This is a genomic window from Sagittula marina (assembly GCF_014196795.1).
In the GTDB taxonomy this organism is placed as follows: Bacteria; Pseudomonadota; Alphaproteobacteria; order Rhodobacterales; family Rhodobacteraceae; genus Sagittula; species Sagittula marina.
Window position 1 is genome coordinate 77,161 of the sequence record NZ_JACIEJ010000001.1, and the last position, 23,567, is coordinate 100,727.

A 23,567-nucleotide genomic window follows, 5' to 3' on the forward strand; every position below is an offset into this window, starting at 1 on the left:
CTAAACCGAGTTTGAACGCACTCGGAGCCAACCTGATGATGATTGCACGGTCCCTGCCCAGCTTTGTCTGACTGACCCTGCACGCGCGGGCAGCCTCAGGCCCCCGCGCTCTATCGTCATGCCCGATCCACGCCCACCAAAAGGCGATCCGAATGTTCCGTTTCTTTGAAAATCTCGTCGACCCTTACGCCGAATATCCGCGCACTGACACACCGCCAAAGCGGCTTTTCCCGTTTCTGATGCAGTACACGCGCCCGTTCCGGGGGGTGTTCATGATTGCCACCGTGACCTCGATCCTGACGGCCTCGGTCGAGATCGGTCTGATCTATGGCATGGGCTGGGTGGTGGACATCCTCGACGGCGATCCGGCGCAAGTCTGGGACACGCATGGGGCCACGCTGATCTTTCTGGCGCTGTTCCTGCTGATCCTGCGCCCGCTTTTGAATGTGTTCGATGTCGCGCTGATCAACCAGACCATTCTGCCAAACCTTGGCACGCTCGTGCGCTACCGGGCACACGGGCATGTGCTGAGGCAGTCCGTCGGCTGGTTCGAGAACGACTTTGCCGGGCGCATAGCCAACCGCATCATGCAAACGCCGCCCGCGACGGGTGAAGTGGCGTTTCAAGTGTTCGATGCAGTGACGTTTTCGCTGGCCTATGTCATTGGCGCGATGGTGCTGTTGGGGGACATGGATCCCTTGTTGATGGTGCCGCTGGGGGTGTGGATGCTGCTCTACGCCGGATTGATCCGCTGGACGATCAGGCATGTGGCGCCCGCGTCCAAGGCCAGCTCTGACGCCCGCAGCCAGATCAACGGGCGGGTTGTGGATGCCTACACCAACATTCAGTCGGTGAAGATGTTCGACCATCACGACCGCGAGATGGACTACGCACAAGAGGCGATCGAGCATGGCCGCGTGACCTTTCAGCGCGAAATGCGGCTCTATACCACCATGGATCTGGTCCTGAACGTGCTCAACGCGTTGTTGATCGTGGGGGTTGTTGGCATGGCCCTGGCGCTGTGGTTGAACAGCGCCACCTCCGCTGGGGCGGTGGCTGCGGCGACGGCACTGGTCTTGCGGTTGAACGCGATGACCGGCTGGATCATGTGGGCGACGACATCGTTGTTCCGTGAATTGGGCATCGTTCAGGAAGGCATGGAAACCATTGCCCAGCCCATTGACCTGACGGACGCAGCCGGTGCTAAGCCGCTGCAATTGACCCAAGGTCGGGTCGAGATCGGCGCACTGTCGCATCACTACGGTCGCGGGGCAGGCGGCTTGGACAGTCTCGACCTCTCCATCGCGCCTGGTCAGAAGGTCGGGTTGGTTGGCCGGTCCGGCGCGGGGAAATCGACGCTGGTGAAGCTGCTTTTGCGGTTCTACGACCCCGAAAGCGGCACAGTCCGCATCGACGGGCAGGACATCACGCAAGTCACACAGGCCAGTTTGCGGGCGAACATTGGCATGGTTCAGCAGGAATCGAGCCTGTTGCACAGATCCGTCCGTGATAATCTGCTTTACGGACGTCCCGACGCCACAGAGGCGCAAATGATTGCCGCCGCCAGACAGGCGCAGGCGCATGATTTCATCCTCGACCTCACCGATCCGCAGGGGCGCCGGGGCTACGACGCCCATGTGGGCGAACGCGGGGTGAAACTGTCTGGAGGGCAACGCCAGCGTGTGACTTTGGCACGTGTCATCTTGAAGGATGCGCCAATCCTGATCCTCGATGAGGCCACCAGTGCGCTGGATTCCGAGGTCGAAGCCGCCATACAGGATACGCTTTACGGCATGATGGAGGGCAAGACTGTCATCGCCATCGCGCACCGCCTGTCCACCATCGCCCGAATGGATCGGATCCTCGTGATCGATCAGGGACATATCGTCGAGGATGGCAGCCACGACGCGCTTTTGGCTCAGGGTGGCCTATATGCCAGCTTCTGGGCGCGCCAATCTGGCGGGTTTCTGGATCTCGACGAAGAGGCAGCGGAATGATCGCACACATCATCCACAAGGCCGGCGGCCTGATCGACACACGCGCACAGGCCGAGGGGCCTCCGCCGCGCACGCTTGCACGGTTCATCCGCTGGGCGCTCAAGGGCGCTTGGCCGGTGATCTTGCTGGGCGCACTGATTTCGCTGTCCGCAGGCAGCACGGAAGTTCTGTCCATGTACCTGCTCGGATTGATTGTGGATGCAGCAGGTGAGGCCGGGTCGCTGCTCGACCATTGGCCTTTGTTCCTGGGCGCAGCCGCGTTGATGCTGGTACTGCGTCCGCTGTTGTTTGGTGGACTGGCGCTCACACAGACGGTGATGATCGGGCCGAATGTATTCAATCTGGTGATGACGCGACTGTACCGCTGGACCATCGACCAATCCGTCAGTTTTTTTGACAACGATTTCGCCGGACGGTTGGCGCAGAAAAAGGTACAGGCCGCGAACTCTTTGACCGAGACCGTGATCGAAAGCGTCAATGCCCTGACCTTGGGTCTGGCGACGGTGCTGGGCACGGCTGCGCTGCTCGGGGCTGTGAACCTTTGGTTGGTGCTGATCCTTCTTGCGTGGTTTGTTGGGTATTTGTGGTTCTTGAAGCGTCACCTGCCGACGATCCGCAGCCGCTCTGCCAGCCGGGCAGGCGCGCGGGCCATGGTGTCGGGGCAGGTGGTGGACACGCTGTCCAACATCAAGACCGTCAAGCTGTTCGCCGGACGCCAGTACGAAGATACCAAAACGCTGGGCACACTGGATGAATTGCGAACAAAGGCGCTGCGTTTTGGCGAGGCAACCACCAGCTTTCGCCTTGGCCTGATCTGCATCGCGGGGCTGCTGCCTGTAGCGTTGATTGGCGCGGCTGTACTACTGCGCGACAGCGTGACACCGGGCGATATTGCCGCCATCGGGGGGGCATCGCTGCGGCTGGCTCAAATGACCGGTTGGATCAGCTTTTCGATCATGGTGATCTCCGGCCATCTTGGCGAGGTCGAGGATGGCATGAACACCTTGTCCGTGGCGCATGACCTGACCGATGCGCCTGACGCCGGTACGCTGAACGTGACAGAGGGACGTATCCACTTCGACCAGATTACCTTTACCTACGGGGGCGACAGTGGCGGCATCGAGGGCATCGACCTGACCATCGCACCTGGGGAAAAGCTGGCCATTGTCGGTGCCTCCGGCGCAGGCAAATCGACGCTCGTTGCGTTGCTTATGCGGCTCTATGACACCGAAAAAGGCACGTTGCGCATTGATGGACAAAACGTGGCCGACGTCACCCAAGACAGCCTGCGCCAGCAGATCGGCATGGTCACGCAGGAAACGTCCATGTTCAATCGCTCGGCTTTGGACAACATTCGCTACGGTCGTCCGGATGCCACGGATGAGCAGGTGTTCGAGGCCGCGCGCCGGGCAGAAGCGCATGAGTTCATTCTGGACCTTCAAGACGCCGAAGGGCGGCAGGGCTATGGCGCGCATTTGGGCGAACGTGGGGTGAAGCTGTCGGGCGGGCAACGTCAACGGATCGCTCTCGCCCGGGCCATTTTGAAGGACGCACCCATCCTGATCCTGGATGAAGCGACCAGCGCCTTGGACTCCGAGGTGGAGGCCTCGATCCAGACCGCGCTGGACCACGTGATGGAGGGGAAGACCGTGCTGGCCATTGCGCACCGGCTGTCGACCATTTCCAGCATGGACCGCATCATCGTGCTTGATCAGGGGCGCATTGCCGAAGCAGGCAGCCACGACGATCTTCTGGCGCAACAGGGTCTATATGCCCGCTATTGGGATCGGCAATCTGGCGGCTTTATCGGGTCGGACAAGCAGGAGGCCGCAGAGTGATCCGAAACTGGCTGCCAAAGATCGACCCATTCCAGCCAGCAGATGGACCGCCGCCAAGCGGTCTTTTGCCATTTATGAGGTGGGCGCTTAAAGGGTCCTGGCACGCCATCGCGTTGGCCATCTGCGTGACGTTGGTTGTCGGGATAACCGAAGTCATCGTGGCGCGTTACACCGCATGGGTGATCGACAGCGCACAAGCCGCGGGGCAGGGCGCGTTCTGGGATGCCTTCTGGCCACAAATCCTGGTGGGCGTCGGGTTCTACATGGTGTTCCGTCCAGCCCTGTTCCTGATCGATGCAGCCGTGAGCGGCGTGATGCTGAGCCCGAACTTGTTTCCGCTGATCCTTGCGCGGATCAACAATCACACACTTGGCCACTCCATGGCCTTCTTCGAAAACGACTTTGCCGGGCGGATCAGCCAGAAGGCCAACCAGGTTGCGCGTGCGCTGACCGATCTGGTGATCGAGCTCACCGACGTGGTGATTTACGCGCTGGCCATGTTCGCAGGGTCCTTCTTTATCCTTGGGGGCGTGGACTGGCGGCTGCTGTTGGTCTTTGTGATCTGGGGTGTCCTGTATGCCGCTGCATTGCGTTATTTCATCCCGCGCGTGCAGGTTCGATCCGCCAGACGGGCCGGGGCGCGGACCCAGGTGATCGGTCAGATCGTGGACACCTACTCCAACATTTCGACGGTCAAGCTCTTTGCTCGGGACGACGACGAGGATCGCACCACACGCGACACGTTGGACGTTTACAGGTTGAGTAGTCTCGATTTTGGTGAACTCTCGGCGCTGTTTCGCATGGTGCTGATGACGCTTGGTGGCTTGCTGCCGATGGTATCGATTCTGCTGGCGCTCTTCTTGTTCAGTCGCGGCACAGCAACGGCTGGCGATATCGCCATGACCGCGATGATGACGACGCGGCTGTCCATGCTGACCAACCGACTGGGGCGTGTGGCCATCTCGATCTTCACCCAAGTGGGCGAGATTGAGGATGGTGTCGAAACGCTGGCGCCGCCGCACGCGATTTTGGACCGGGCCGGGGCGGCCGATACGGCGCCGCGCGGTGCGATCCGTTTCGACGCGGTGGGCTTTGCCTATGGCGGGGAAACCAACGCTTTGCGGGCCTTTGATCTGACGATCGGCGAGGGTCAAAAGATTGGTTTGGTCGGGGCCTCCGGCGCTGGAAAATCCACCGCGGTGTCGTTGCTTTTAAGGCTGCATGACGTTGAACAGGGTCGAATTTTGCTCGGCGGCACAGACATCCGTGACCTCAAACAGACCGCGCTGCGTGAGGCGATCTCAGTGGTGCGGCAGGACACATCGATGTTCAACCGCTCTGCCATGGATAACATTCGCTACGGGCGGCCCGACGCGACGGATCAAGAGGTCTTTGAGGCCGCGCGGCGGGCGTCTGCGCATGATTTCATCCTTGCACTGACAGATAGCAAGGGGCGTGCTGGCTATGATGCGCGGCTCGGCGAACGGGGTGTGAAATTGTCCGGTGGCCAGCGACAACGCATCGCTTTGGCTCGCGCGATTCTGAAAGACGCGCCGATCCTGATCCTCGACGAGGCGACAAGCGCGCTCGATTCCGAGGTGGAAGCAGAGATCCAGACCGCTCTGGAGCAGGTCATGCAGGGCAAGACCGTCATTGCTATCGCCCACCGGCTTAGCACCATCGCTGCCATGGATCGGATCATCGTCATGGACCACGGGCAAATCGTTGAACAGGGTACGCATGACGAGCTTTTGGCGCAACAGGGTCTATATGCGCGCTATTGGGCACGGCAGTCTGGCGGTTTCCTTGGCGCAGAGGCGGCCGAATGAACGAGGTAAATTCGCGCTAATCCCTTGCCCTGACCATGGTCTGTGCGGCATGGGCGGTGTAGTCGATATATCCACTGAACGAAGTACAGGGTCTGATCATATGTCCGAAGAGATGCGCGTCACCGTCGAACGGCTTGGACATCGTGGCGATGGCATCGCCGAAGGTCCGATCTACGTGCCCGGTATTTTGCCCGGTGAGGTCGTCGAAGGCGTCGTGGACAATGGCGTCATGGCCAACCCGCGTATCGTCACCCCGGTCGAGGATCGCGTCGCTCCGCCCTGTCGCCACGCGAAGTCCTGTGGCGGTTGTCAGCTACAGCACGCGTCGGATGCGTTCGTCGAAGGGTGGAAAAGCGACGTTGTGGCGCGTGCCTTGGCGGCGCAGGGCCTTGAGACGGAACAGCGGCCTTGCATCACCTCACCCGCGCAATCGCGGCGACGGGCCGGATTTTCGGCACGACGGACCAAGAAGGGCGCGCTGGCGGGGTTTCACGCCAAGGCCTCTGACGTCCTGATCGCTGTACCCGATTGCAAGCTGGTGCGACCTCGACTGGCCGCTGCGCTGCCGTTGGCAGAGGCGTTGGCCGTCGCAGGGACATCGCGCAAGGCCGAACTGACGGTTCAAATGACCGACAGTGAGGCGGGCTTGGACGTGTCCGTGACGGGCGGCAAGAGCATCGACGACGATTTTCGCGTGACCCTCGCGGGCATTGCGCAGGAATATGACGTGGCGCGTTTGGCATGGGACGAAGAAGTCCTCACGCTGCGTCCGCCGTTTCAGACCTTTGGCTCGGCACAGGTGGTGCCGCCGCCCGGTGCGTTTCTACAAGCCACGCAAGAAGGTGAGGCCACGCTGCTCGCCTGTGTTTCCGAGGCGCTGAACGGTGCGAAGCACATGCTCGATCTGTTTGCCGGATGTGGCACTTTTGCGTTGCCTTTGGCGCGTCTCGGACGCGTCCATGCTGTAGAAGGGTCCAAAGAAATGGTGCGTGCCCTCGACAAGGGGTGGCGCATGGCCGAGGGGGTGCGTCATGTGACCCATGAGGCGCGTGACCTCTTTCGCAATCCACTTCTGCCGGATGAACTGACGCGCTTTGACGGTGTGGTCATCGACCCCCCGCGCGCCGGTGCCGAAGCTCAGGTCACACAGCTGGCCAAGGCACGTATTCCGCGAATCGCTTTTGTGTCCTGCAATCCAGTGACCTTTGCCCGCGACGCCAAAATCCTGACCTCCGCAGGCTACCGGCTCGATTGGGTGCAGACGGTGGACCAATTCCGTTGGTCTACGCATGTGGAGCTTGTGGCTCAGCTGACGCTGGCGAAATCGTGAGATGTAACGGGGGTGTGATCCGGTGTATAAGGAGAAAAAACGCATCGAGGCAGTGAAATGCGATTTCTCAAGTTTGGTATTCTGGCTCTCGCGCTGTTGAGCGCAGCGGCCTGTTCGCAAAAGAAATTCTACAATTACCGCGGCCCTGAGGTGACCCAGGTTGTGGTGAACAAGGGCGAGCGTCGGCTTCACTTGTTGCACCATAACAAGGTGCTTGAGTCCTATGACATCGGTCTGGGATTCGCGCCGCGCGGGCACAAGGTCGTCGAGGGAGACGGTAAGACGCCGGAAGGCCTCTACTACATTGACCGTCGCAACCCGAATTCCAAATTCCACCTGTCCATCGGCGTCAGCTATCCGAATCCCTATGATCGGGCCAATGCGCAAGCCATGGGCAAAAGCCCCGGTGGTGACATCTTTATCCACGGGCGCGGAGACAATTATCCAAAAGGCGCGCCGCGCGATTGGACGGCTGGCTGTATTGCTGTTTCGGACAAGCAGATCCGCGACATCTATTCGATGGTGCAGGATGGCACGCCGATCATAATCACGCCCTGACGACAAAGCGTCGGACATGAAAAAAGGGTCGGTGCCTGATGCGCCGACCCTTTTTTTATTTCTGTCGAGAGGTTTAGCTCTGCATCCCGGGAGTGGAAGCCATACCTGCTGCGCCGAGCACCATGCACCACCAGATTTTCCCACTCTGTTCCTGGAACCAGGCAAAACCCATTTCAGTCGCCGAGGAATCCAGAATCACGCGACGGGTGGGTTCTTCTTCCATCCATGCAGACAGGGTTTCGAGTTCGGTCTCGTAGGTTTCGGAAATCGTTTCGCCCACGAGGCGGCCGCTGTAGCCAACGCGCTGAACGCGATCCACAGGCGACGATCCGTCTGAGCCAAAGTGCCATGGGCGGTTTTGCACCGACATGTCGCGCGCATGCGTGGCGGCAGCGGCCTGAAGCTTTCCGTCCAGCTGCAGGTTTGGCGCGCCAGAGGCCTGACGCAGCGCATTCACCGCATCAAGCATCCGGTATTCGATCTCGGCGCGCTGGCCCATGCCGATGCGGTAGACACGCGGCAATGGCCGCCCGTCCGGTCCGATTCCACCACCGCCAGACGGTGCGGGTCCGGTGGTGCATGCTGCAAGCGCAGCGGCTGAGGAAAGGGCAAGGAAGGCGCGACGGTTCATGTAAAGTGCTCTCGACTGTGCGTTTCTCTCGGCTTACCCTTTAAGGCGTTGCCAATCAAACCCACATCGGCGTGAGCCTGCGCAAACACGACGCTTTGAATTGCGACTGATGCTTTCAGGCCATATCATGCCAGCCTGCAGCATTTTTTCGTCTGGAAGGATAGGACAATGGCTGATTGGTCAAAGAACAAGCTGGGCCGGCGTGCGTTCCTGGCAGGCTCCGCCGCAGTATTGGCGACCCCCGCTCTGGCGCAGAGCGTCAATGGCGTTGCCACGACAGAGATCGAGCGCGAGCTGAACACATCTGTGCGGCGCAACATTTCCAGCTTTCGTACGCTGGATTGGCAGCCGTATTTCTCCAACCTGAACAAGGGTGCTGTTTTGGTGGATATCTCTTCGCGGGCGCTGCATTACTGGCAGCCTAGCGGGATTTACCACCTGTATCCGTGCTCTGTCCCGCTGACCGAAGATCTCACGCGGCGCGGTCGCACCACAATTACGTTGAAGGATCCGGCCCCGGACTGGCGCCCGACCCCCGCAATGAAAATCCGCAACCCCGAATGGCCTGACTATGTCGGCCCCGGTCCCGATAACCCGCTCGGCTCGCGCGCAATGCACTTGGGATGGCAGTATTACCGTATCCACGGCACACACGACACGCGCAAAATCGGTCGCCGGTCCTCCAATGGGTGCATTGGCCTGTACAATGAGCACGTTGAGCAGTTGTACGAGATGGCGCAGGTGGGCACGCAGGTGTTGCTAATTTGACGACATGGAGTCGAACGGCGGATTTCGAGGGTTAACTAGCAATTGCAAACTCTCCAAAATACTGCTTAGAACGACTCACGAGGTAAGTCTTGGGTGCCTTGCTGTACGTCCATTCGCGACTGAGGCAGGCAAATATCTGGAGAATAACATGAAGAAAATCGCACTCGCCGCCGCTTTTGGTGTTGCCGCTACATCCGCAATGGCCGGTTCCTACGCTAAGGACGACGTGGTCATGGAAGTTGAGCCCGTTGTTGTTGTTGAAGAGACTCAAGCGTCTTCTTCTTCCGCAGCTCTGCTCATCCCGCTGCTGCTGATCGCAATCGTTGCGGCCGCTGCTGCTGACTAATTGTCAGTATCTCCCGCTCTGATGCGGGAACGAAGATTAAAGAAGGCGGGGCGACGGTTCCGCCTTTTTGCTTGTCTGGGGGTATGTTGCGGCCGAAACCGCAACAAATGTTTTTATATGGGGCGCACCCAGCCGCCCAGATTTTCACCGATGACAGCGCAAAGTGCATCCACATGGGCATCGTCGTCGTTGAGGCAGGGCACGTAGAGAAAATCCTCACCGCCCGCGTGCTCAAAGCTTTCCTTGATCTCTTCGTTGATCTCTTCGAGCGTTTCGATGCAGTCGGCAGAGAAAGCCGGGGCACAAACAGCGATGTTGGTTTTACCCTCTTCCTTCGCCAGGCGCGCGACCTCTTCGACGGTGTAGGGTTGCAGCCACTCCTCCGGGCCGAACTGGCTCTGGAAGGTGGTCTTGATCTGCGAGTCGTCCCAGCCCAGCCGCTCTTTGAGCAGGCGCGTCGTCTTCTGACATTGGCAATGATAGGGGTCGCCTTCCATCAGGTAGCGCTGTGGCAACCCGTGGTAGGAGCAGATCAGAAGTTCCGGCCTTTTCGGCGCCGCCGCATACGCGCGCTCAACCGATTTCGCGAGTGCGTCGATGTAGTCGGGGTGTTCGAAATACGGGTCCACGACACGGGCTGTCGGCTGCCATTTCTCTTCCATCAAAGCCCGGAAAAACTGGTCATTCGCCGTGGCAGTGGTCGCCCCCGCATAGTGAGGATAGAGCGGGAAAAACAGGATCTTGTGGCAACCCTTGGCAATCAGGTCTTTGACCTTCGACTGGGTCGACGGATTCCCGTAGCGCATGCAGAAATCGACCTCCACCTGATCGTCATAGGTGGCGCGCAGCTGTTCGGTGATCTTTTCGGTCTGTGCACGGGTGATGGTCATCAGCGGGCTTTCATTCGCCGCTTCATTCCAGATCGATTTATACGCCGCACCAGAGGTAAAGGGGCGTTTGGTCAGGATGATGGTCTGCAGCAGTGGTTGCCACTTCCACTTTGGATAGTCGATGACACGCTGGTCAGACAGGAATTCGTTCAGGTAGCGACGCATGGACCAGTAGTCCGTGCCGTCCGGTGTCCCGAGATTGGCCAGCAGGATGCCCACCTTGCGCGGCTTGACTTTGGGGTGGTCGGCGGGGGCGTGCACAGGGCAGGTGCCCTCGTTTGCGGCATCTAGCATCGGTTGTGTCCCAATTTTTGAATGTGTTGTGTCGTAAGTATCCTGTCCGCTTATACGGTCAATCCTTTAGCTTGGTTTCATCTGTGCCAAGCGCTTGTGCCAGACGATGGGTCGCAGTGCCGGGCCGCAGCGGCTGCGGCTGGCTGGCGTCGGGTGCCCATCCCGCCAAGGTAATCATCTCAAAGGTCGCTGCAACACGACCGTTTTCCGCCGGAAAGCTCTCGGCATAGATCTGGGCGGCACGCAGCAGAACGGAGCGTCGGGTCGGATGGCGCAGGCGACTGTCGAGCGCGTTTGCCTCCCCCATCGCGCGAAGCTCGTGCATCAGGTGCAGCGGCGTAGCGTAGCTTGTACGAAGCGGCGCACTGTCTGCAACCGGCAGGGCCAGACCAGCCCGCTGCATCAACGCGCCGAGGTCGCGGATATCGGCCATTGGCAACACACGCGGGGACAGCCCCCCTGTGACTTCGGTTTCCGCCTGCGCCAGGGCCGCGCGCAGTTCGTGCAGCGTTTGTCCGCCCAGCGTCACCACAAGCGCCATGCCGTCCGGCTGTAAGGCATGCCGCATCTGGACCAATTGCCCAACCGGATCATCGGCCCAGTGCAGACACACGCCGTGGATGACCAAGTCATGCGCACCCGGCGTCAGGTCCAACACCTCGGTATCGGGAACGCAGATGGCATCGGTAAAACGCGCACGCCATAGCTCTGGAAACGGCGATACGATCGCGATGTTCTTAAACGTCTTGTTAACCATCGCCAGACGATCCTCTGCCTCGTCCACAGCGAGGTCATGCAGGAACAGTGCGTCAGCGCGCGCGCGGCGGCGGTTTCGCCGCAGAGCTTCGGGATCGGTCAGGCGAGGGGGTTTATCCATATGGGAGGAGATAATTTCTGGACGTCCCAGATGCAAACCCTCGTGCATCTTGTTTTTCCGCCGCGCTGCCTGAATTGCGGCGGGCTGGTGGAAACCGACTTTGGCCTGTGCAGCGGGTGTTGGCGCGACACGCAATTCATTTCCGGGCTGGTCTGCGATTCGTGTGGTAAGCCTTTACCCGGCCAATCGGACCGGGTGGAGCATTGCGACGAGTGCCTGGCGATTGCGCGGCCTTGGGCGCAGGGGCGTGCGGCGTTGGTGTACGCGGATGTTGGGCGGCGGCTGGTGCTTGGGCTAAAACATGGCGACCGCCACGACATTGCGCACCCTGCGGCGCAGTGGATGGCGCGCGAGACGCGGCCAATCCTGCGTCCTGATACGCTGTTGGTGCCCGTGCCGTTACACCTCCACCGACATCTGTCGCGGCGATATAACCAGTCGGCGTTGCTGGCGCAGGCACTTTCGGAGCAACTGGACTGCGATTGGTGCCCGGATGCGCTTCGGCGCCAGCAGGCGACCCCCTCCCTCGACGGCAAAAGCCGACATGAACGGTTTGAAACCCTCGCTGGGCGCATCAGCGTGCCGTCCATCCGCACCCGCTTACTAAAGGATCGGCCCGTCTTGATTGTCGATGATGTGATGACCACAGGGGCGACCCTCGCCGCCTGTACGGAGGCCTGTCTCGCCGCAGGCGCAAGTGAGGTTTGTGTATCGGTTCTGGCACGCGTTGCACAGGATGCCTAAGTACCCTTAACTGGCCGTAACGCCGAAAGGGAAAACACCATGCCGAATATTGAAATCTACACGTCGCCGCTGTGCGGCTTTTGCCACTCTGCCAAGCGCCTGCTGAACTCCAAGGGTGTCGACTTCACAGAGATCGACGTTCTCAAGGACCCCGCGCGCAAGTCCGAGATGATGGACCGCGCAAACGGCGGCCACACTGTGCCGCAGATCTTCATCGGCGAAACGCATGTTGGGGGCTGTGACGAGCTGTACGCGCTGGAGCGGGCGGGCAAACTGGACCCGATGCTCGAAGCCTGATGCGGGTTGCGCTGCTTCAGATGACTTCGTCCGACGATCCGGTCGAAAACAGCGCCACGCTGCGGGAGATGCTGCGCGCCGCCAAGGGCGCCGGGGCCGAAATCGCCCTGACGCCGGAGGTGACGAACTGCGTCTCCATGGACCGGGCGCATCAACACCGGGTCTTGGCCCCTCAAGAGGACGACCAGCTGCTGCACATGGTTCAGTCCGAATCGCAGGCGCTGGGCCTCTGGGTTTTGCTTGGGTCGCTGGCGGTGAAGTCCGACCCGCCGGAGCAGCGCTTTGCCAACCGGTCGCTGATGATCTCGCCCGAGGGGGCGGTGACTGCGACCTACGACAAAATGCATATGTTCGATGTGCAGGTATCCGAGGCTGAGACGTACCGCGAATCGTCCGGCTATGCGCCGGGCGACCGCGCCGTGACCACGCAGGCGCTGGGCGCGACTTTTGGCCTGACGATCTGTTACGATCTGCGGTTCGCTTATCTTTACAGAGCCTTGGCGCAGGCCGGTGCGCAAATCCTGACAGTGCCGGCCGCGTTCTCGCCCGGCACGGGACCTGCGCACTGGCAGCCGCTGTTGCAGGCGCGCGCCATCGAAACCGGATGCTTTGTCCTCGCGCCCGCGCAATGCGGAACGCACCCGGCGCAATCCGGCAAATCACGCCAGACCTACGGTCATTCGATGGTGATCGCACCGTGGGGAGAGGTTCTGCTGGATGCGGGCACTGACCCGGGCGTGCATTGCGTCGATCTGGATCTTGCCAAGGTCGAGGATGCCCGTCGCAAGGTGCCCGCCCTGACCCATGACCGCACGTTCAAGGGGCCAGACGCATGAGCGAAGGCAGCGGGCTCGCTATATCGTTGTTTTCCGAGCTACTGGTGGCCGACCAGTTGCTGCGTGCCCGGCTGACCAAGGTCCTGCCAAACAAAATGGAAATCTCGCATTTCTCGGTGCTCAACCAACTGGCCCGCGGCGGTGAGAAAAGTCCCGCACAACTCGCACGGGCGTTTCACGTGACGCGCGGCGCCATGACCAACACCCTGTCAAAGCTGGAAATCGCAGGTTACGTGCATATCCGCCCCGATTGGGACGACGCGCGGCGCAAAATGGTGTCGATTTCGCCTGCTGGGCGGTCAGCCCGTGACGCCGCGCTGGCCGCTATCACCCCGCTGATTGACGAAGTCATGGGCGACCTGGGTGAGGAAAAGGTTCGCGCGGCCATTCCGGTTCTGCGAGAGCTGCGCAGCAAGCTTGAGGCTTAAGCCTGTTGCGCCAGTGCGGCCAAGGTCGGGTGGCGCGTGCCTGGATCGAACTCGGTAAACGTCATCTCCACCACGCCAGCGGTGCTGAAGGGGTCTTGCGCCATGCGCGCCTGCACGGCGTCCATGCTCTCGCCCACGGCGATGATCAACCCACCGTCGCGCGGCACCTTTGGACCAGACACAAGGATAAACCCATCGTCGAGGCATTGCTGAATAAACGTCATATGCGGGGCGCGGACGGATTCTATATCCTCGGACGATGCGGTGTAGCGGATGTCGATGACAAACAAATGGTGACCGGCCGGGATGGGCATCAGGCGGCCTCCGGCTTCAAAGCGGCAGTCACGTAGTTTACGGAAAGGTCGCGGTCCGAGATCGACCATTTCCACGACACCGGGTTGAAAACATAGCCCTTGCGGTCAACGGGCGTCATTCCGGCACGTGTCATCAGGTCGTACAATTCCTCAGGCGTGATGAACTTCGACCATTCATGCGTCCCCTTGGGCAGCCAGCGCATGACATATTCCGCGCCGACAATCGCCATGGCAAAGCTCTTGGGATTTCGGTTGATCGTCGAACACAGATGCAGCCCTCCGGGCTTGAGCAGCTGCCGGCAGGCGGTCAGGTAGGCCAACGGGTCGGCCACGTGTTCCACCACTTCCATGTTGAGCACGGCGTCGAATTGTTCGCCTGCGGCGGCCATCGCTTCGGCTGTGGTGAACCGGTAGTCAATGTCCAGCCCGGATTGACGCGCGTGCGCCTCGGCGACAGGGATGTTGCGCTCGGCGGCATCGACGCCCACGATGTCGGCCCCCAGCCGCGCCATCGGTTCGCACAAAAGCCCCCCGCCGCAGCCGATATCCAGGATGCGCAGCCCTTCAAACGGCCGCTGCGACGTGAGGTCGCGGTCAAACTCCCCGGCGATCTGCGTCGTGATATAATCCAGGCGCACCGGATTCATCATGTGAAGCGGCTTGAACTTGCCGTTGGGGTCCCACCACTCGGCGGCCATAGCTTCGAATTTGGCAATCTCGTGCGCGTCGACGGTGGTTGTCATTGCGTTCCCCATGGTCTTTCTTTGACACTACGCAATATAGGTAGGACATGGACAAAATCCCGGGCCAAAAGCGCGCAGTGCAATATCTTTATCCCCCCATCGACCCGTTCGACCAGCGCACGCTAGACGTGGGCGACGGGCACAGCGTCTATGTCGAGCAATGCGGCAACCCTGACGGCTGGCCGGTCATCGTGCTGCACGGGGGGCCTGGCGGTGGCTGTAGCCCTGCAATGCGGCGCTATTTCGACCCTCAGGTCTACCGGGTGATCCTGTTTGATCAGCGCGGCTGCGGACGGTCCCGTCCCCATGCCAGCGTGAAAAACAACACGACATGGGATCTGGTCCACGACATCGAACTGATCCGAGAGACGTTGGAGATCGAAAAAGCCAGCGTCTTTGGTGGCAGTTGGGGCGCGACTCTGGCGCTGATCTATGCGATTTCCCATCCGGAGCGGGTGTCTCACCTGATCCTGCGCGGCGTCTTTTTGATGACGCAGGCGGAGCTGGATTGGTTCTATGGCGGCGGTGCCGGGCAATTCTGGCCGGAGCCTTGGGCGCGGTTCACGCATCTGGTTCCCGATGAGGAAAAGCACGACTACATTGCCGCTTATGCGCGCCGCCTGTTCAGTGGTGACATGCGGCAAGAGACGCGGTTTGCGCAGGCGTGGTCTGCGTGGGAAAATGCGCTGGCTTCGGTCTATTCCAACGGGCATGGCGGAGAGGCCCCCGGCGAATACGCCCGCGCCTTTGCCCGGCTGGAAAACCACTATTTCGTCAACAAGGGCTTCTTGCCCGAAGACGGGTGGATCCTGAACAACGCAGATAAGCTCGCAGGCATTCCCGGCGTGATCGTCCAGGGGCGTTACGACATGATCTGCCCGCCGCGCCGCGCGTGGGAACTGGCACAGGCCTGGCCAGACGCCGACCTGCGGATGGTGCGCAACGCGGGCCATGCCTTGTCAGAGCCGGGCATCAGCGCCGAATTGGTGCGCGCCATGGACGAAATCGCGCGGCGTGATGGGCTGCAAACGCCGAACGCGCGCTGACTCGCAATGGCGTGATGCGTGCGCTTGGGTGTTGATCCCCGGCAGGCGGAGTGACTAAGGTTTTGCGACTTGTGCGTTCAGACAAGGAAGCGACGTATGACACGGATTAGCAGACGCGGTCTTTTGACCTCTGGCGCGGCGGCAGGTGTGCTGGCGGCCTCCGGTCTGCCGTTGCGTGCACAGACGCGCAAAGGCGGGCGTCTGCGCGCGGGGTTGTCCGGTGCGCATGGAACCGACAGCTGGGACGCGCGCACGCATCGGGACACCTTCATGATGGCCTGCGCGCAAGGCGCGGTATTCGACTGCCTGACAGAGGTGAAGGCAGACGGCACCCTGACCGGGGAGCTCGCCACCGATTGGGAGACGACGCCCGACGCCCGCACCTGGACCTTCAACCTGCGGTCAGGCGTGCGGTTTCACAACGGCAAAGCCTTTGGCGCGGATGACGTGATCGAAAGCCTGCAGCTGCATCTGGAGGACGGCACAGCGTCCCCCGTCCGCAACATCGTCTCGGCCATAACCGACATGACAAAGACCGGCGAGCGGCAGGTGCAGTTCACGCTGGCGCAGGGCAACGCGGATTTTCCCTATTTGTTGTCTGATTATCACCTGCTGATCTATCCCGCTGGTCAGATCCAGGCAGCCATCGCCAAGGGCATCGGCACCGGCCTGTACAGGGTGCAAAGCTTCGTTCCAGGCGAGCGTCTGACCGCGACCCGCGTGCCTGACCACTACAAGGGCGACAACGTCGGCCACTTCGACGAGATCGAATATATCGCCATGAACGATGCGGCGGAGCGGATGACTGCTTTGCACAGCGGCGAGGTGGATGCGATCAATCGGATAAACCCGGCAGCGCGCGCAGCGGTGGAGGCAAACGCCAAATTGCGGGTACGGGAGGTCTCCGGCAACCAGCACTACAGTTTTCCGATGCTGACAAAGGCCTCTGCCCTGGGGGACGTGAACCTGCGCAAGGCGCTGAAGCACGGCATCGACCGGCAGGCCATGGTCGACAAGGTCTTGTTGGGCCATGGTCGCGTCGGCAATGACACTCCAATCGGCCCGGCCAACCAGTATTTCGCAGCCGACCTCGCGCCATTGCCGTATGATCCGGACAAGGCGCGGTATCATCTGAACCGGGCAGGCCTTGATCGGCTCGATATCACGCTGTCCGCCTCGAACGCGGCCTTCGAGGGGGCTTTGGATGCGGCACATCTTTACCAGGCTTCCGCCGCTATGGGCGGCATTTACATCGACGTGGTGTCGGAGCGGGCGGATGGGTACTGGTCCGACGTCTGGATGCAAAAGCCCTTCTGCGCCAGCGGCTGGTCCGGGCGCGCGACAGAGGACTGGATGTTTGCCACGGCCTATGACAGCGCTGCGCCTTGGAATGACAGCCAATGGAGCGGGCAGGACAGCGCGCGGTTCCAATCGCTGCTGAAGGCCGCGCGGGTCGAGCTCGACAGCATGAAGCGTCGCGAGATGTACCGTGAAATGCAGATCATTCTGCGCGATGACGGCGGGGTGATCGTGCCGATGTTCGCGAACGAACTACACGCCGTGAGCCGCAAAATTGCCAGCCCGCACATGCTGGGCAACCTTTGGCAAATGGACAACGCCCGCATGGCGGAACGTTGGTGGATGGCCTGACGCAGGCGCCACCGACCAAAGCAAAAGCCCCGCAAAAGATGCGGGGCTTTTTTCGGTTCGCCTGAAAAGGGCTTACAAGACGTAGCGCGACAAATCTGTCGAGCGGGTGAGGTCGCCCAACTGCGCTTCGACAAAGGCCGCGTCTACCGTGATCTCTTCGCCGGTCTTGTCGGGCGCATGAAAGCTCAGTTCCTCAAAGACACGCTCCATCACGGTGTACAGCCGCCGCGCGCCGATGTTCTCGACCGAGCCGTTCACCTCCGCCGCGATCCGCGCCAGCGCGTGAATACCGTCTTCGGTGAAGGTCACAGTGACCTGCTCCGTTTTCATCAGCGCCGTATATTGGCGCGTCAGGGCGTTGTCCGTTTCCGTCAGGATGCGGACAAAGTCATTCTCGGTCAGTGCGTTCAGCGTGACGCGGATCGGCAGGCGGCCCTGCAATTCCGGCAGCAGGTCCGAGGGCTTTGCGATGTGGAATGCACCGGAGGCGATGAACAGGATGTGGTCGGTCTTCACCGGGCCGTGCTTGGTCGACACAACGGTGCCTTCGATCAGCGGCAGCAGGTCACGCTGTACGCCTTCGCGGGACACATCGCCGCCGCGGGCATCGGACTTGGCGCAGACCTTGTCGATCTCGTCCAGAAAGACGATGCCGTTTTGCTCCACGGCTTCCAGCGCTGCGGCCTTGATGCTTTCATCGTCCAGCAATTTGTCCGCTTCTTCGGCGATCAGCGTTTCGTAGCTTTGTGCAACGGTCATCGACTTGCGCGTTGTGCGCCCGCCAAAGGCCTTTCCGAAAATATCGCCAAGGTTCATCATCTGGCCCGCCCCAGGCTGGCCGGGGATGTCCATCTGCTGGAAGGGGTTCGCGGTCTCGGCTACGTCGAGCTCGATCACCGTGTCGTCCAGCTCACCAGCCTTCAGCTTGCGGCGGAACATTTCGCGGGTCTGCTCGCGGGCATCCTTGCCGGCGACGGCCTCGATGACGCGTTCCTCGGCAGAGGCATGGGCGCGCGCCTTGACGTCCTCGCGCATGTGCTCTCGGGTGTCGACAATCGCCGTATCCATCAGGTCACGGATGATTTGCTCCACGTCGCGGCCGACATAGCCGACCTCGGTGAACTTGGTGGCTTCGATCTTGATGAACGGGGCGCGTGCCAGTTTCGCCAAACGGCGGCTGATCTCGGTCTTGCCGACGCCGGTGGGGCCGATCATCAGGATGTTCTTGGGATAGACCTCGTCGCGCAGGTCGTCGCCAAGCTGCTTGCGACGCCAGCGGTTGCGCAGGGCCACGGCGGTGGCGCGCTTGGCTTCTTGCTGGCCAATGATGAAACGGTCAAGTTCCGAGACGATTTCGCGGGGCGTGAGGTCGGTCATGGGAGTCCTTTTCAACGATTGATCCTCAGATAACCGCTAAGACGGAAATTCCAAGCCCTGCCGCAAGATGCGGTTTTGCAGCCGCCAAGGAACTGCCGCGCGCCAATGGGTGTTTACCCAGGTAACGGAGTGCAACTCATGCCTGATCAAGGTCCCTATCCCATGGATTTGCCGACACCGCTCGCCAGCGAGGGGCCGGTGATCATCATCACCAACCGCAAATCGGGTCGCAATTCCCGCGACCGCGAAGCCGTTGAAGCAGCTGCCAAGACGCTGGGCGGTGAGATCGCATCGTTCAGCGGTGGCAAAGGTCTGATGGCAACCATCGAGCAGGTCCGCGCACGCCGCCCTTCTTTGGTGATTTCCGCCGGAGGCGACGGTACGGCGATGGCCGTGGCGAATGCTTTCCTCGGGACCGATGTCGCCTATGGCGTGCTGCCCTTGGGAACCTTCAATTATTTTGCGCGCGGACTGGGACTTAGCGAAGATCCCAACGAGGCTGCTCAGCAGTTGGCTCAGGGGCGGGTGATCGACATCACGATCGGGCAGGTGAATGGTCAGGCTTTTCTCAACAATGCTTCGGTCGGTATCTACCCGTCTATTCTGAAAGTACGCGAGACGGTCTACCAGAAATGGGGCCGTCGTCGCATCATGGCGCACTGGTCGGTGGTAAAGACATTCCTGCGGTTCCGGAAACCGATGAAGGTGCGCATAACCGTTGATGGGGTGGCCGGACGCTACCGCACGGCTTTGGTTTTCGTGGCGCGGTCTGCCTTTCAGCTGGAGAACTTCAGGCTGGAGGGCACGGATGCGATCAAGGGCGGTGGTTTCGCCGTGCTGCTGGTCAACGCGCATACCCGGATGGAGCTGTTCCGCCGCGTCTTCAAACTGGCGCTGGGCACGGTCGAAGAGGGCGTGGATTACGACCTCTTTGCCGCCAACGAAGTGTGCGTGGAGGTCGAGGGCCGCAAGCGCGTATTGCTGGCCTATGACGGCGAGAAGCGCCGGGTGGACGCGCCCTTGAAATTTGGCATGTCTGATACGCCGTTGCGCTTGGTCGTCCCACAAGGCTACCAACCCTTGGCCAACGAGACGGAGGAAGAATGAAGCGCGTTCTACACCTATCTGATCTGCACTACGGCAAGGACCGCGCTGATCTCGAAGATCCCTTGTTGAAAACCATCGACCGGCTCGCCCCGGATCTGGTGGCCATATCCGGCGATTTCACGCAGCGCGCCCGCCGCGGTCAATTTGATCGCGCAGCGACGTTTCTGGATCGGCTGAGCGTGCCTTGGCTGGCTGTGCCGGGCAATCATGATACGCCTTTGGACAATCTCTGGGTCAGATTGACGAAACCATGGAAGCGCTACAAGCGCGCTATTCATGGCGAGTTGGAGCCTGTTTTTGAAGATGACGGCATGGTCGTGGTCGGCGTGAACACGGTAAATCGATTTGCCTGGCAGCGTGGGAAACTCTCAAATCGTCGGGTAAAGCGCGCCTGTCGGGCCTTTGGCGATCACGATGAGCGGTCACGACTGGTGATGCTGCACCATCCGTTACAGCACGGGCCGGAGGTCGAAAAGCGCCTGATGGCAGGCGCGGATGACGCGTTGAAAGCATTTGCGGAATGTGGGGCACAGATTGTGCTCTCAGGGCATTTGCACAACACGGTGATCTCACCCTTCCGGGCGTGGCCGCAGCTTCTGTTCGTTCAGGCAGGGACGTGCCTGTCCAGCCGAGTGCGCGGCGAAGAGAACATGTTCAACGTGCTGGACCTCACGGCTGACTCTGTCCGGGTCGAAAGCTGGGGAGCGGAAAACCTGATTTTCTCACCGCGCCTGACCCGGAGTTTCTTCATAGAAAACGGGCAGTGGGTGCGCAGAGACGGGCCGCTGGAAGCATAAAAAAGGGACGCAATCGGCGCCCCTTCTTGTGGTTATTCAGCGGACACAGATCGCGCTGGCGCCATCAGGAAATCCAGAATCGCCTTGTTGAATTCCAGCGGATGCGAGGTGTTGCAGCCGTGCGGAGCGCCTTCGATACGGTGCAATATGCTCTGCTTGACCATCTCATGCGTCCGCTCGCCTGATCCTTCGATCGGCACGATGCCATCAGCCGTCCCATGCAGAACCAATGTCGGGACACTGATCTGCCCAAGATCCTCGCGGAAATCCGTGGTGGCCCAGGCCTTCATGCATCCCAAAGCCGCCTCTTGCGAAGACTGATGGCACAGCGAAAGCGCCTTCTGACGCGTGTCTTCGGAGACTTTCAACTCGCCGTCGGCGGAAAAGAAATCCTTGGTAAAGCCTTCGAAAAACGCATCGCGGTCCTCGGTAAGGTTCTTTTCGAATTCGTTGGCCGTGGCTTGGTCAAGCGGCCCATCTGGGTTGGACGCGCTCTTCATCAGGAAAGGTGGAACGGCCGAGGCGAACACTACTGCCCGCAGTTTATCCTCGCCAAATCGTCCAATGTAGCGCGCGACCTCGCCGCCCCCCATGGAGAAGCCCACCAGCGTCACCTTCGAGAGGCCACGGTTTTCGATCAGCTCGTGCAGGTCATGCGCCAGAGTGTCGTAGTCAAAACCTTCGCCGGGCTTGTCAGACTTGCCAAATCCACGGCGGTCATAAGCGATCACACGATAGCCGGCGTCGACCAAAGCGGGGATTTGCGGCTCCCACGCGTCCGATGAAAGTGGCCAACCGTGGATCAGAATAATCGGATCACCGGTGCCGCCTGTGTCATTTACAAAGAGTTCCATTTTGCGTCCTCCGCGTCGTGCTGCGTTTCGCAGATCAACGCGGAGGCACAGGCAGACGTTCCTAGATCGTTTCGACCGTCAGGCGCCCGTTGGTATAGACGCAAATGTCTGCTGCGATGGCCATGGCCTCGCGTGCAACGGTTTCGGCATCCTTATCGGTGTCCATCATGCCGCGCGCCGCCGCGAGGGCAAAGTTGCCGCCCGAGCCGATGGCAGCCACGTCATGTTCCGGCTCCAGAACGTCGCCCGCCCCGGTCACGACCAGAAGGTCGGTGCCATCGGTAACGATCAGCATGGCTTCGAGCTTGGACAGGTATTTGTCGGTGCGCCAGTCCTTTGCCAGTTCGACACAGGCGCGTTGCAGTTGGCCGGGGGTGGCTTCCAGCTTCGTCTCCAGCCGTTCCAACAGGGTAAAGGCGTCTGCGGTCGACCCGGCAAACCCTACAACCACGTCAGAGCCGCCGGGCGACAGGCGGCGTACCTTGCGCGCTGTGCCCTTGATCACGGTCTGGCCGAGGGAGACCTGCCCATCGCCTGCGACGACGACTTTGCCGCCCTTGCGGACGCCGATGATGGTGGTGCCGTGCCAGCCGGGGAATTCATTGCTCATGTCGTCTCCTTTGCTTGGGAGGGATATGGCAACGGGTTGCGCAGGAGGCAAGGGTGCGGCCGTTACGGAGTGGGTGGCGTCCAGACGTGCTGCGGCTCGATGACGTGATCTGCTGGGATCTGTGGTGGCAAAGGGCCGGCCGCCAGAACAGAGGCATGGATGCGCGCTCCATCGGGAACATTCCGCGGCTCTGAGCGCGGCAAGATCCAACCACGAAATGCCGTTCTCTGCGATCCAGCTGGCTTGCGGCGCGGGATGTACTCCAGCAGTTTCCACCCCTTCGACATGGAATCGTGTTCCTTCGCTTTGGGGTCAGGGGCTGTGTATTGCTTGTCATCGCTGGGGTATTTGTGGCCCATCACGATGCGGTTCACGGTCTGCGGGATGTACTTCAGGCCAAGCTCCTCGGACTCCCTTATCATCCAGTAGAGCGGCAATTTCCCCAGTGCAGATTCGTCCTCTGGGTAGCCGCCGCCAACATCCCCGTGGACGCCGCGAAACCACACCTCTCGCGCGTCCTGGGGCACGTCGCTGTTGGGGTTGAAGACGTTCTTGCGATAGGTCTGCCCCTCCGGCCAATGCTGCGGGCGGAACATTGTGCGTCGTTCCGACAGAGCGACCGCGTGGCGGACGGCCACGACGGAGGTGTTTACCTTGGTAAAGGCATGGCTGCGCAGCCGCGGCAGAAATCGCCCGCTTTCGATAACGGACGACACGGTGTCAAACAGCCCGAGAAACGTGATGGTGACCCGCTGGGGATCAATGATCTTCTCGAACAGACCGATTTCGGCAAAGGCGTCTTCGCCTTGGGTGCTGCCAATGCGTTTGTAGGCGCGGTAGGCGTAGTTCAGCAGGTTCAGGTTGCGGGGCTCCATCAAGCCGAAGGCATGTAAAAATCCAGCCAGCACCCGCGCCGTATAGGCCCCGCGCGAAAACCCGAAGATCCAGATGCGGTCGCGTTCGCCGTCCTCGTCTGTCTGCACGGTGTCAACGAGGAATCGATAGGCCTCCTTGACGTTGCTATCCAGACCCCAGCCCGTCGCCATGCCCCAAAGCTCCTGCGCCTTGCGAGTAAGTTCCGACCAGCTGTTTTCCGCGCCAAATGTGCCGACGCCGGGATCGTACCACACGATCTGGCTCTCGGACTTTTTCAGCGTGCCGTACAAACGCAGGATATTGGTCCGGTCGGCACAAATCTCGTTCGAGGTGCCGTCTAGGAGGAGGACAATGTCTCGTGCCATAATCGAAACCACTTGTTCATTTCTGCCAATGCCAGGTTAACAGGGGCTGGGCACAAGGGGAAAAATAAAGCGATCGGAGTGTCGCGCCAAGGACGGAGCAACGCTGTCGGCCAGCCTTTGACGCAAAAAGGGCCCCAAACGGGGCCCTCGATCTCAAACTGTGCC

The 23,567-nt window shown here is 60.7% G+C and carries 24 protein-coding genes; 15 read left to right on the forward strand and 9 right to left on the reverse strand.

The features are described from left to right. Positions 1 to 152: 152 nt before the first annotated feature. The 5 genes from GGQ68_RS00400 (at position 153) to GGQ68_RS00420 (ending at position 7,552) form a co-directional block, all read left to right on the forward strand. Positions 153 to 1,997: an ABC transporter ATP-binding protein gene (locus GGQ68_RS00400; protein WP_183962357.1), complete on the forward strand. Its 1,845-nt coding sequence runs from the start codon at positions 153 to 155 to the stop codon at positions 1,995 to 1,997. Then, complete coding sequence (locus tag GGQ68_RS00405) at positions 1,994 to 3,835, forward strand: ABC transporter ATP-binding protein (RefSeq protein ID WP_183962359.1); 1,842 nt, start codon at positions 1,994 to 1,996, stop codon at positions 3,833 to 3,835. The genes GGQ68_RS00400 and GGQ68_RS00405 overlap by 4 nt, the downstream gene beginning before the upstream one ends. Continuing rightward, positions 3,832 to 5,664: an ABC transporter ATP-binding protein gene (locus tag GGQ68_RS00410; protein WP_343055785.1), complete on the forward strand. Its 1,833-nt coding sequence runs from the start codon at positions 3,832 to 3,834 to the stop codon at positions 5,662 to 5,664. The genes GGQ68_RS00405 and GGQ68_RS00410 overlap by 4 nt, the downstream gene beginning before the upstream one ends. 100 nt (positions 5,665 to 5,764) lie before the next feature. Beyond that, positions 5,765 to 6,994: a class I SAM-dependent RNA methyltransferase gene (locus tag GGQ68_RS00415; RefSeq protein ID WP_183962361.1), complete on the forward strand. Its 1,230-nt coding sequence runs from the start codon at positions 5,765 to 5,767 to the stop codon at positions 6,992 to 6,994. Between the two features lie 57 nt (positions 6,995 to 7,051). Beyond that, positions 7,052 to 7,552 (forward strand): L,D-transpeptidase family protein, encoded by a 501-nt coding sequence (locus GGQ68_RS00420; RefSeq protein WP_183962363.1) that lies wholly within the window; start codon positions 7,052 to 7,054, stop codon positions 7,550 to 7,552. Between the two features lie 73 nt (positions 7,553 to 7,625). Here GGQ68_RS00420 and dalA read toward each other — a convergent pair whose 3' ends face one another. Beyond that, positions 7,626 to 8,183: a divisome-associated lipoprotein DalA gene (gene dalA / locus GGQ68_RS00425; protein WP_183962365.1), complete on the reverse strand. Its 558-nt coding sequence runs from the start codon at positions 8,181 to 8,183 to the stop codon at positions 7,626 to 7,628. A gap of 168 nt (positions 8,184 to 8,351) precedes the next feature. On the opposite strand from dalA, the gene GGQ68_RS00430 reads away from it, so the two are divergent. Together GGQ68_RS00430 and GGQ68_RS00435 are read left to right on the forward strand one after the other, a co-directional pair. Next, positions 8,352 to 8,951 (forward strand): L,D-transpeptidase, encoded by a 600-nt coding sequence (locus tag GGQ68_RS00430; protein ID WP_183962367.1) that lies wholly within the window; start codon positions 8,352 to 8,354, stop codon positions 8,949 to 8,951. 148 nt (positions 8,952 to 9,099) lie between these two features. Next, positions 9,100 to 9,297 carry a hypothetical protein gene (locus tag GGQ68_RS00435; RefSeq protein WP_183962370.1) on the forward strand — a complete coding sequence of 66 codons (198 nt, stop codon included), beginning with the start codon at positions 9,100 to 9,102 and terminating at the stop codon, positions 9,295 to 9,297. Positions 9,298 to 9,410: 113 nt separating this feature from the next. Here GGQ68_RS00435 and hemH read toward each other — a convergent pair whose 3' ends face one another. Both hemH and GGQ68_RS00445 read right to left on the reverse strand, forming a co-directional pair. Continuing rightward, positions 9,411 to 10,481 (reverse strand): ferrochelatase, encoded by a 1,071-nt coding sequence (gene hemH, locus GGQ68_RS00440; protein ID WP_183962372.1) that lies wholly within the window; start codon positions 10,479 to 10,481, stop codon positions 9,411 to 9,413. A 58-nt stretch (positions 10,482 to 10,539) separates the two neighbouring features. Then, positions 10,540 to 11,358, reverse strand: a complete 819-nt coding sequence (locus GGQ68_RS00445; protein ID WP_183962375.1) for a methyltransferase domain-containing protein — start codon at positions 11,356 to 11,358, stop codon at positions 10,540 to 10,542. A 30-nt stretch (positions 11,359 to 11,388) separates the two neighbouring features. Here GGQ68_RS00445 and GGQ68_RS00450 point away from each other — a divergent pair, with 30 nt between their 5' ends. From GGQ68_RS00450 to GGQ68_RS00465, 4 genes are read left to right on the forward strand one after another with little or no spacing between them, the layout of a single operon-like run. Beyond that, positions 11,389 to 12,102, forward strand: a complete 714-nt coding sequence (locus tag GGQ68_RS00450) for a ComF family protein (RefSeq protein WP_183962377.1) — start codon at positions 11,389 to 11,391, stop codon at positions 12,100 to 12,102. A 39-nt stretch (positions 12,103 to 12,141) separates the two neighbouring features. Next, positions 12,142 to 12,399, forward strand: a complete 258-nt coding sequence (gene grxC / locus GGQ68_RS00455) for a glutaredoxin 3 (protein WP_183962379.1) — start codon at positions 12,142 to 12,144, stop codon at positions 12,397 to 12,399. After that, the gene (locus GGQ68_RS00460; protein WP_183962381.1) at positions 12,399 to 13,235 is read left to right on the forward strand and encodes a carbon-nitrogen hydrolase family protein; all 837 of its coding nucleotides are present in this window, start codon (positions 12,399 to 12,401) and stop codon (positions 13,233 to 13,235) included. Before grxC ends, GGQ68_RS00460 begins: the two co-directional genes overlap by 1 nt. Next, the gene (locus GGQ68_RS00465; RefSeq protein ID WP_183962383.1) at positions 13,232 to 13,663 is read left to right on the forward strand and encodes a MarR family winged helix-turn-helix transcriptional regulator; all 432 of its coding nucleotides are present in this window, start codon (positions 13,232 to 13,234) and stop codon (positions 13,661 to 13,663) included. Before GGQ68_RS00460 ends, GGQ68_RS00465 begins: the two co-directional genes overlap by 4 nt. Here the strand turns inward: GGQ68_RS00465 and GGQ68_RS00470 are convergent. Beyond that, positions 13,660 to 13,977 carry a YciI family protein gene (locus GGQ68_RS00470; protein ID WP_246429195.1) on the reverse strand — a complete coding sequence of 106 codons (318 nt, stop codon included), beginning with the start codon at positions 13,975 to 13,977 and terminating at the stop codon, positions 13,660 to 13,662. The genes GGQ68_RS00465 and GGQ68_RS00470 overlap by 4 nt on opposite strands. Further along, positions 13,977 to 14,720: a bifunctional 2-polyprenyl-6-hydroxyphenol methylase/3-demethylubiquinol 3-O-methyltransferase UbiG gene (gene ubiG, locus GGQ68_RS00475; protein WP_183962385.1), complete on the reverse strand. Its 744-nt coding sequence runs from the start codon at positions 14,718 to 14,720 to the stop codon at positions 13,977 to 13,979. The genes GGQ68_RS00470 and ubiG overlap by 1 nt, the downstream gene beginning before the upstream one ends. A gap of 47 nt (positions 14,721 to 14,767) precedes the next feature. Here ubiG and pip point away from each other — a divergent pair, with 47 nt between their 5' ends. Then, on the forward strand, positions 14,768 to 15,766 hold the full coding sequence (gene pip / locus GGQ68_RS00480) for a prolyl aminopeptidase (protein ID WP_183962387.1): 999 nt from the start codon (positions 14,768 to 14,770) through the stop codon (positions 15,764 to 15,766). A 96-nt stretch (positions 15,767 to 15,862) separates the two neighbouring features. Further along, positions 15,863 to 17,416: an ABC transporter substrate-binding protein gene (locus GGQ68_RS00485; RefSeq protein WP_183962389.1), complete on the forward strand. Its 1,554-nt coding sequence runs from the start codon at positions 15,863 to 15,865 to the stop codon at positions 17,414 to 17,416. 72 nt (positions 17,417 to 17,488) lie between these two features. On the opposite strand, the gene hslU is transcribed toward GGQ68_RS00485, so the two are convergent. Then, on the reverse strand, positions 17,489 to 18,793 hold the full coding sequence (hslU, locus tag GGQ68_RS00490) for an ATP-dependent protease ATPase subunit HslU (protein ID WP_183962392.1): 1,305 nt from the start codon (positions 18,791 to 18,793) through the stop codon (positions 17,489 to 17,491). Between the two features lie 138 nt (positions 18,794 to 18,931). Here hslU and GGQ68_RS00495 point away from each other — a divergent pair, with 138 nt between their 5' ends. Both GGQ68_RS00495 and GGQ68_RS00500 read left to right on the forward strand, forming a co-directional pair. Continuing rightward, complete coding sequence (locus GGQ68_RS00495) at positions 18,932 to 19,900, forward strand: diacylglycerol/lipid kinase family protein (RefSeq protein ID WP_246429196.1); 969 nt, start codon at positions 18,932 to 18,934, stop codon at positions 19,898 to 19,900. After that, positions 19,897 to 20,697 carry a metallophosphoesterase family protein gene (locus GGQ68_RS00500; RefSeq protein WP_183962394.1) on the forward strand — a complete coding sequence of 267 codons (801 nt, stop codon included), beginning with the start codon at positions 19,897 to 19,899 and terminating at the stop codon, positions 20,695 to 20,697. Before GGQ68_RS00495 ends, GGQ68_RS00500 begins: the two co-directional genes overlap by 4 nt. A gap of 32 nt (positions 20,698 to 20,729) precedes the next feature. Here the strand turns inward: GGQ68_RS00500 and GGQ68_RS00505 are convergent, their stop codons facing one another. From GGQ68_RS00505 to GGQ68_RS00515, 3 genes are all read right to left on the reverse strand, one after another. Then, positions 20,730 to 21,551, reverse strand: coding sequence for an alpha/beta fold hydrolase (locus tag GGQ68_RS00505; protein ID WP_183962396.1), 822 nt, complete (start codon positions 21,549 to 21,551; stop codon positions 20,730 to 20,732). 61 nt (positions 21,552 to 21,612) lie between these two features. Next, complete coding sequence (hslV, locus tag GGQ68_RS00510) at positions 21,613 to 22,161, reverse strand: ATP-dependent protease subunit HslV (protein ID WP_183962398.1); 549 nt, start codon at positions 22,159 to 22,161, stop codon at positions 21,613 to 21,615. 62 nt (positions 22,162 to 22,223) lie between these two features. Next, positions 22,224 to 23,402: a T6SS phospholipase effector Tle1-like catalytic domain-containing protein gene (locus GGQ68_RS00515; RefSeq protein WP_183962400.1), complete on the reverse strand. Its 1,179-nt coding sequence runs from the start codon at positions 23,400 to 23,402 to the stop codon at positions 22,224 to 22,226. Positions 23,403 to 23,567: the final 165 nt, after the last annotated feature.

Bases quoted from the DNA above. Each gene is read 5' to 3' on its own strand.
- GGQ68_RS00465 (WP_183962383.1), top strand. From the start codon at position 13,232: ATGAGCGAAGGCAGCGGGCTCGCTATATCGTTGTTTTCCGAGCTACTG.
- GGQ68_RS00445 (WP_183962375.1), bottom strand. From the start codon at position 11,358: ATGGATAAACCCCCTCGCCTGACCGATCCCGAAGCTCTGCGGCGAAAC.
- GGQ68_RS00470 (WP_246429195.1), bottom strand. From the start codon at position 13,977: ATGCCCATCCCGGCCGGTCACCATTTGTTTGTCATCGACATCCGCTAC.
- GGQ68_RS00495 (WP_246429196.1), top strand. From the start codon at position 18,932: ATGCCTGATCAAGGTCCCTATCCCATGGATTTGCCGACACCGCTCGCC.
- grxC (WP_183962379.1), top strand. From the start codon at position 12,142: ATGCCGAATATTGAAATCTACACGTCGCCGCTGTGCGGCTTTTGCCAC.
- hemH (WP_183962372.1), bottom strand. From the start codon at position 10,481: ATGCTAGATGCCGCAAACGAGGGCACCTGCCCTGTGCACGCCCCCGCC.
- GGQ68_RS00505 (WP_183962396.1), bottom strand. From the start codon at position 21,551: ATGGAACTCTTTGTAAATGACACAGGCGGCACCGGTGATCCGATTATT.
- GGQ68_RS00435 (WP_183962370.1), top strand. From the start codon at position 9,100: ATGAAGAAAATCGCACTCGCCGCCGCTTTTGGTGTTGCCGCTACATCC.
- GGQ68_RS00515 (WP_183962400.1), bottom strand. From the start codon at position 23,402: ATGGCACGAGACATTGTCCTCCTCCTAGACGGCACCTCGAACGAGATT.
- GGQ68_RS00450 (WP_183962377.1), top strand. From the start codon at position 11,389: ATGCAAACCCTCGTGCATCTTGTTTTTCCGCCGCGCTGCCTGAATTGC.
- pip (WP_183962387.1), top strand. From the start codon at position 14,768: ATGGACAAAATCCCGGGCCAAAAGCGCGCAGTGCAATATCTTTATCCC.
- GGQ68_RS00500 (WP_183962394.1), top strand. From the start codon at position 19,897: ATGAAGCGCGTTCTACACCTATCTGATCTGCACTACGGCAAGGACCGC.
- GGQ68_RS00460 (WP_183962381.1), top strand. From the start codon at position 12,399: ATGCGGGTTGCGCTGCTTCAGATGACTTCGTCCGACGATCCGGTCGAA.
- GGQ68_RS00405 (WP_183962359.1), top strand. From the start codon at position 1,994: ATGATCGCACACATCATCCACAAGGCCGGCGGCCTGATCGACACACGC.
- GGQ68_RS00420 (WP_183962363.1), top strand. From the start codon at position 7,052: ATGCGATTTCTCAAGTTTGGTATTCTGGCTCTCGCGCTGTTGAGCGCA.
- GGQ68_RS00400 (WP_183962357.1), top strand. From the start codon at position 153: ATGTTCCGTTTCTTTGAAAATCTCGTCGACCCTTACGCCGAATATCCG.
- hslV (WP_183962398.1), bottom strand. From the start codon at position 22,161: ATGAGCAATGAATTCCCCGGCTGGCACGGCACCACCATCATCGGCGTC.
- GGQ68_RS00430 (WP_183962367.1), top strand. From the start codon at position 8,352: ATGGCTGATTGGTCAAAGAACAAGCTGGGCCGGCGTGCGTTCCTGGCA.
- dalA (WP_183962365.1), bottom strand. From the start codon at position 8,183: ATGAACCGTCGCGCCTTCCTTGCCCTTTCCTCAGCCGCTGCGCTTGCA.
- hslU (WP_183962392.1), bottom strand. From the start codon at position 18,793: ATGACCGACCTCACGCCCCGCGAAATCGTCTCGGAACTTGACCGTTTC.
- GGQ68_RS00415 (WP_183962361.1), top strand. From the start codon at position 5,765: ATGTCCGAAGAGATGCGCGTCACCGTCGAACGGCTTGGACATCGTGGC.
- GGQ68_RS00485 (WP_183962389.1), top strand. From the start codon at position 15,863: ATGACACGGATTAGCAGACGCGGTCTTTTGACCTCTGGCGCGGCGGCA.
- ubiG (WP_183962385.1), bottom strand. From the start codon at position 14,720: ATGACAACCACCGTCGACGCGCACGAGATTGCCAAATTCGAAGCTATG.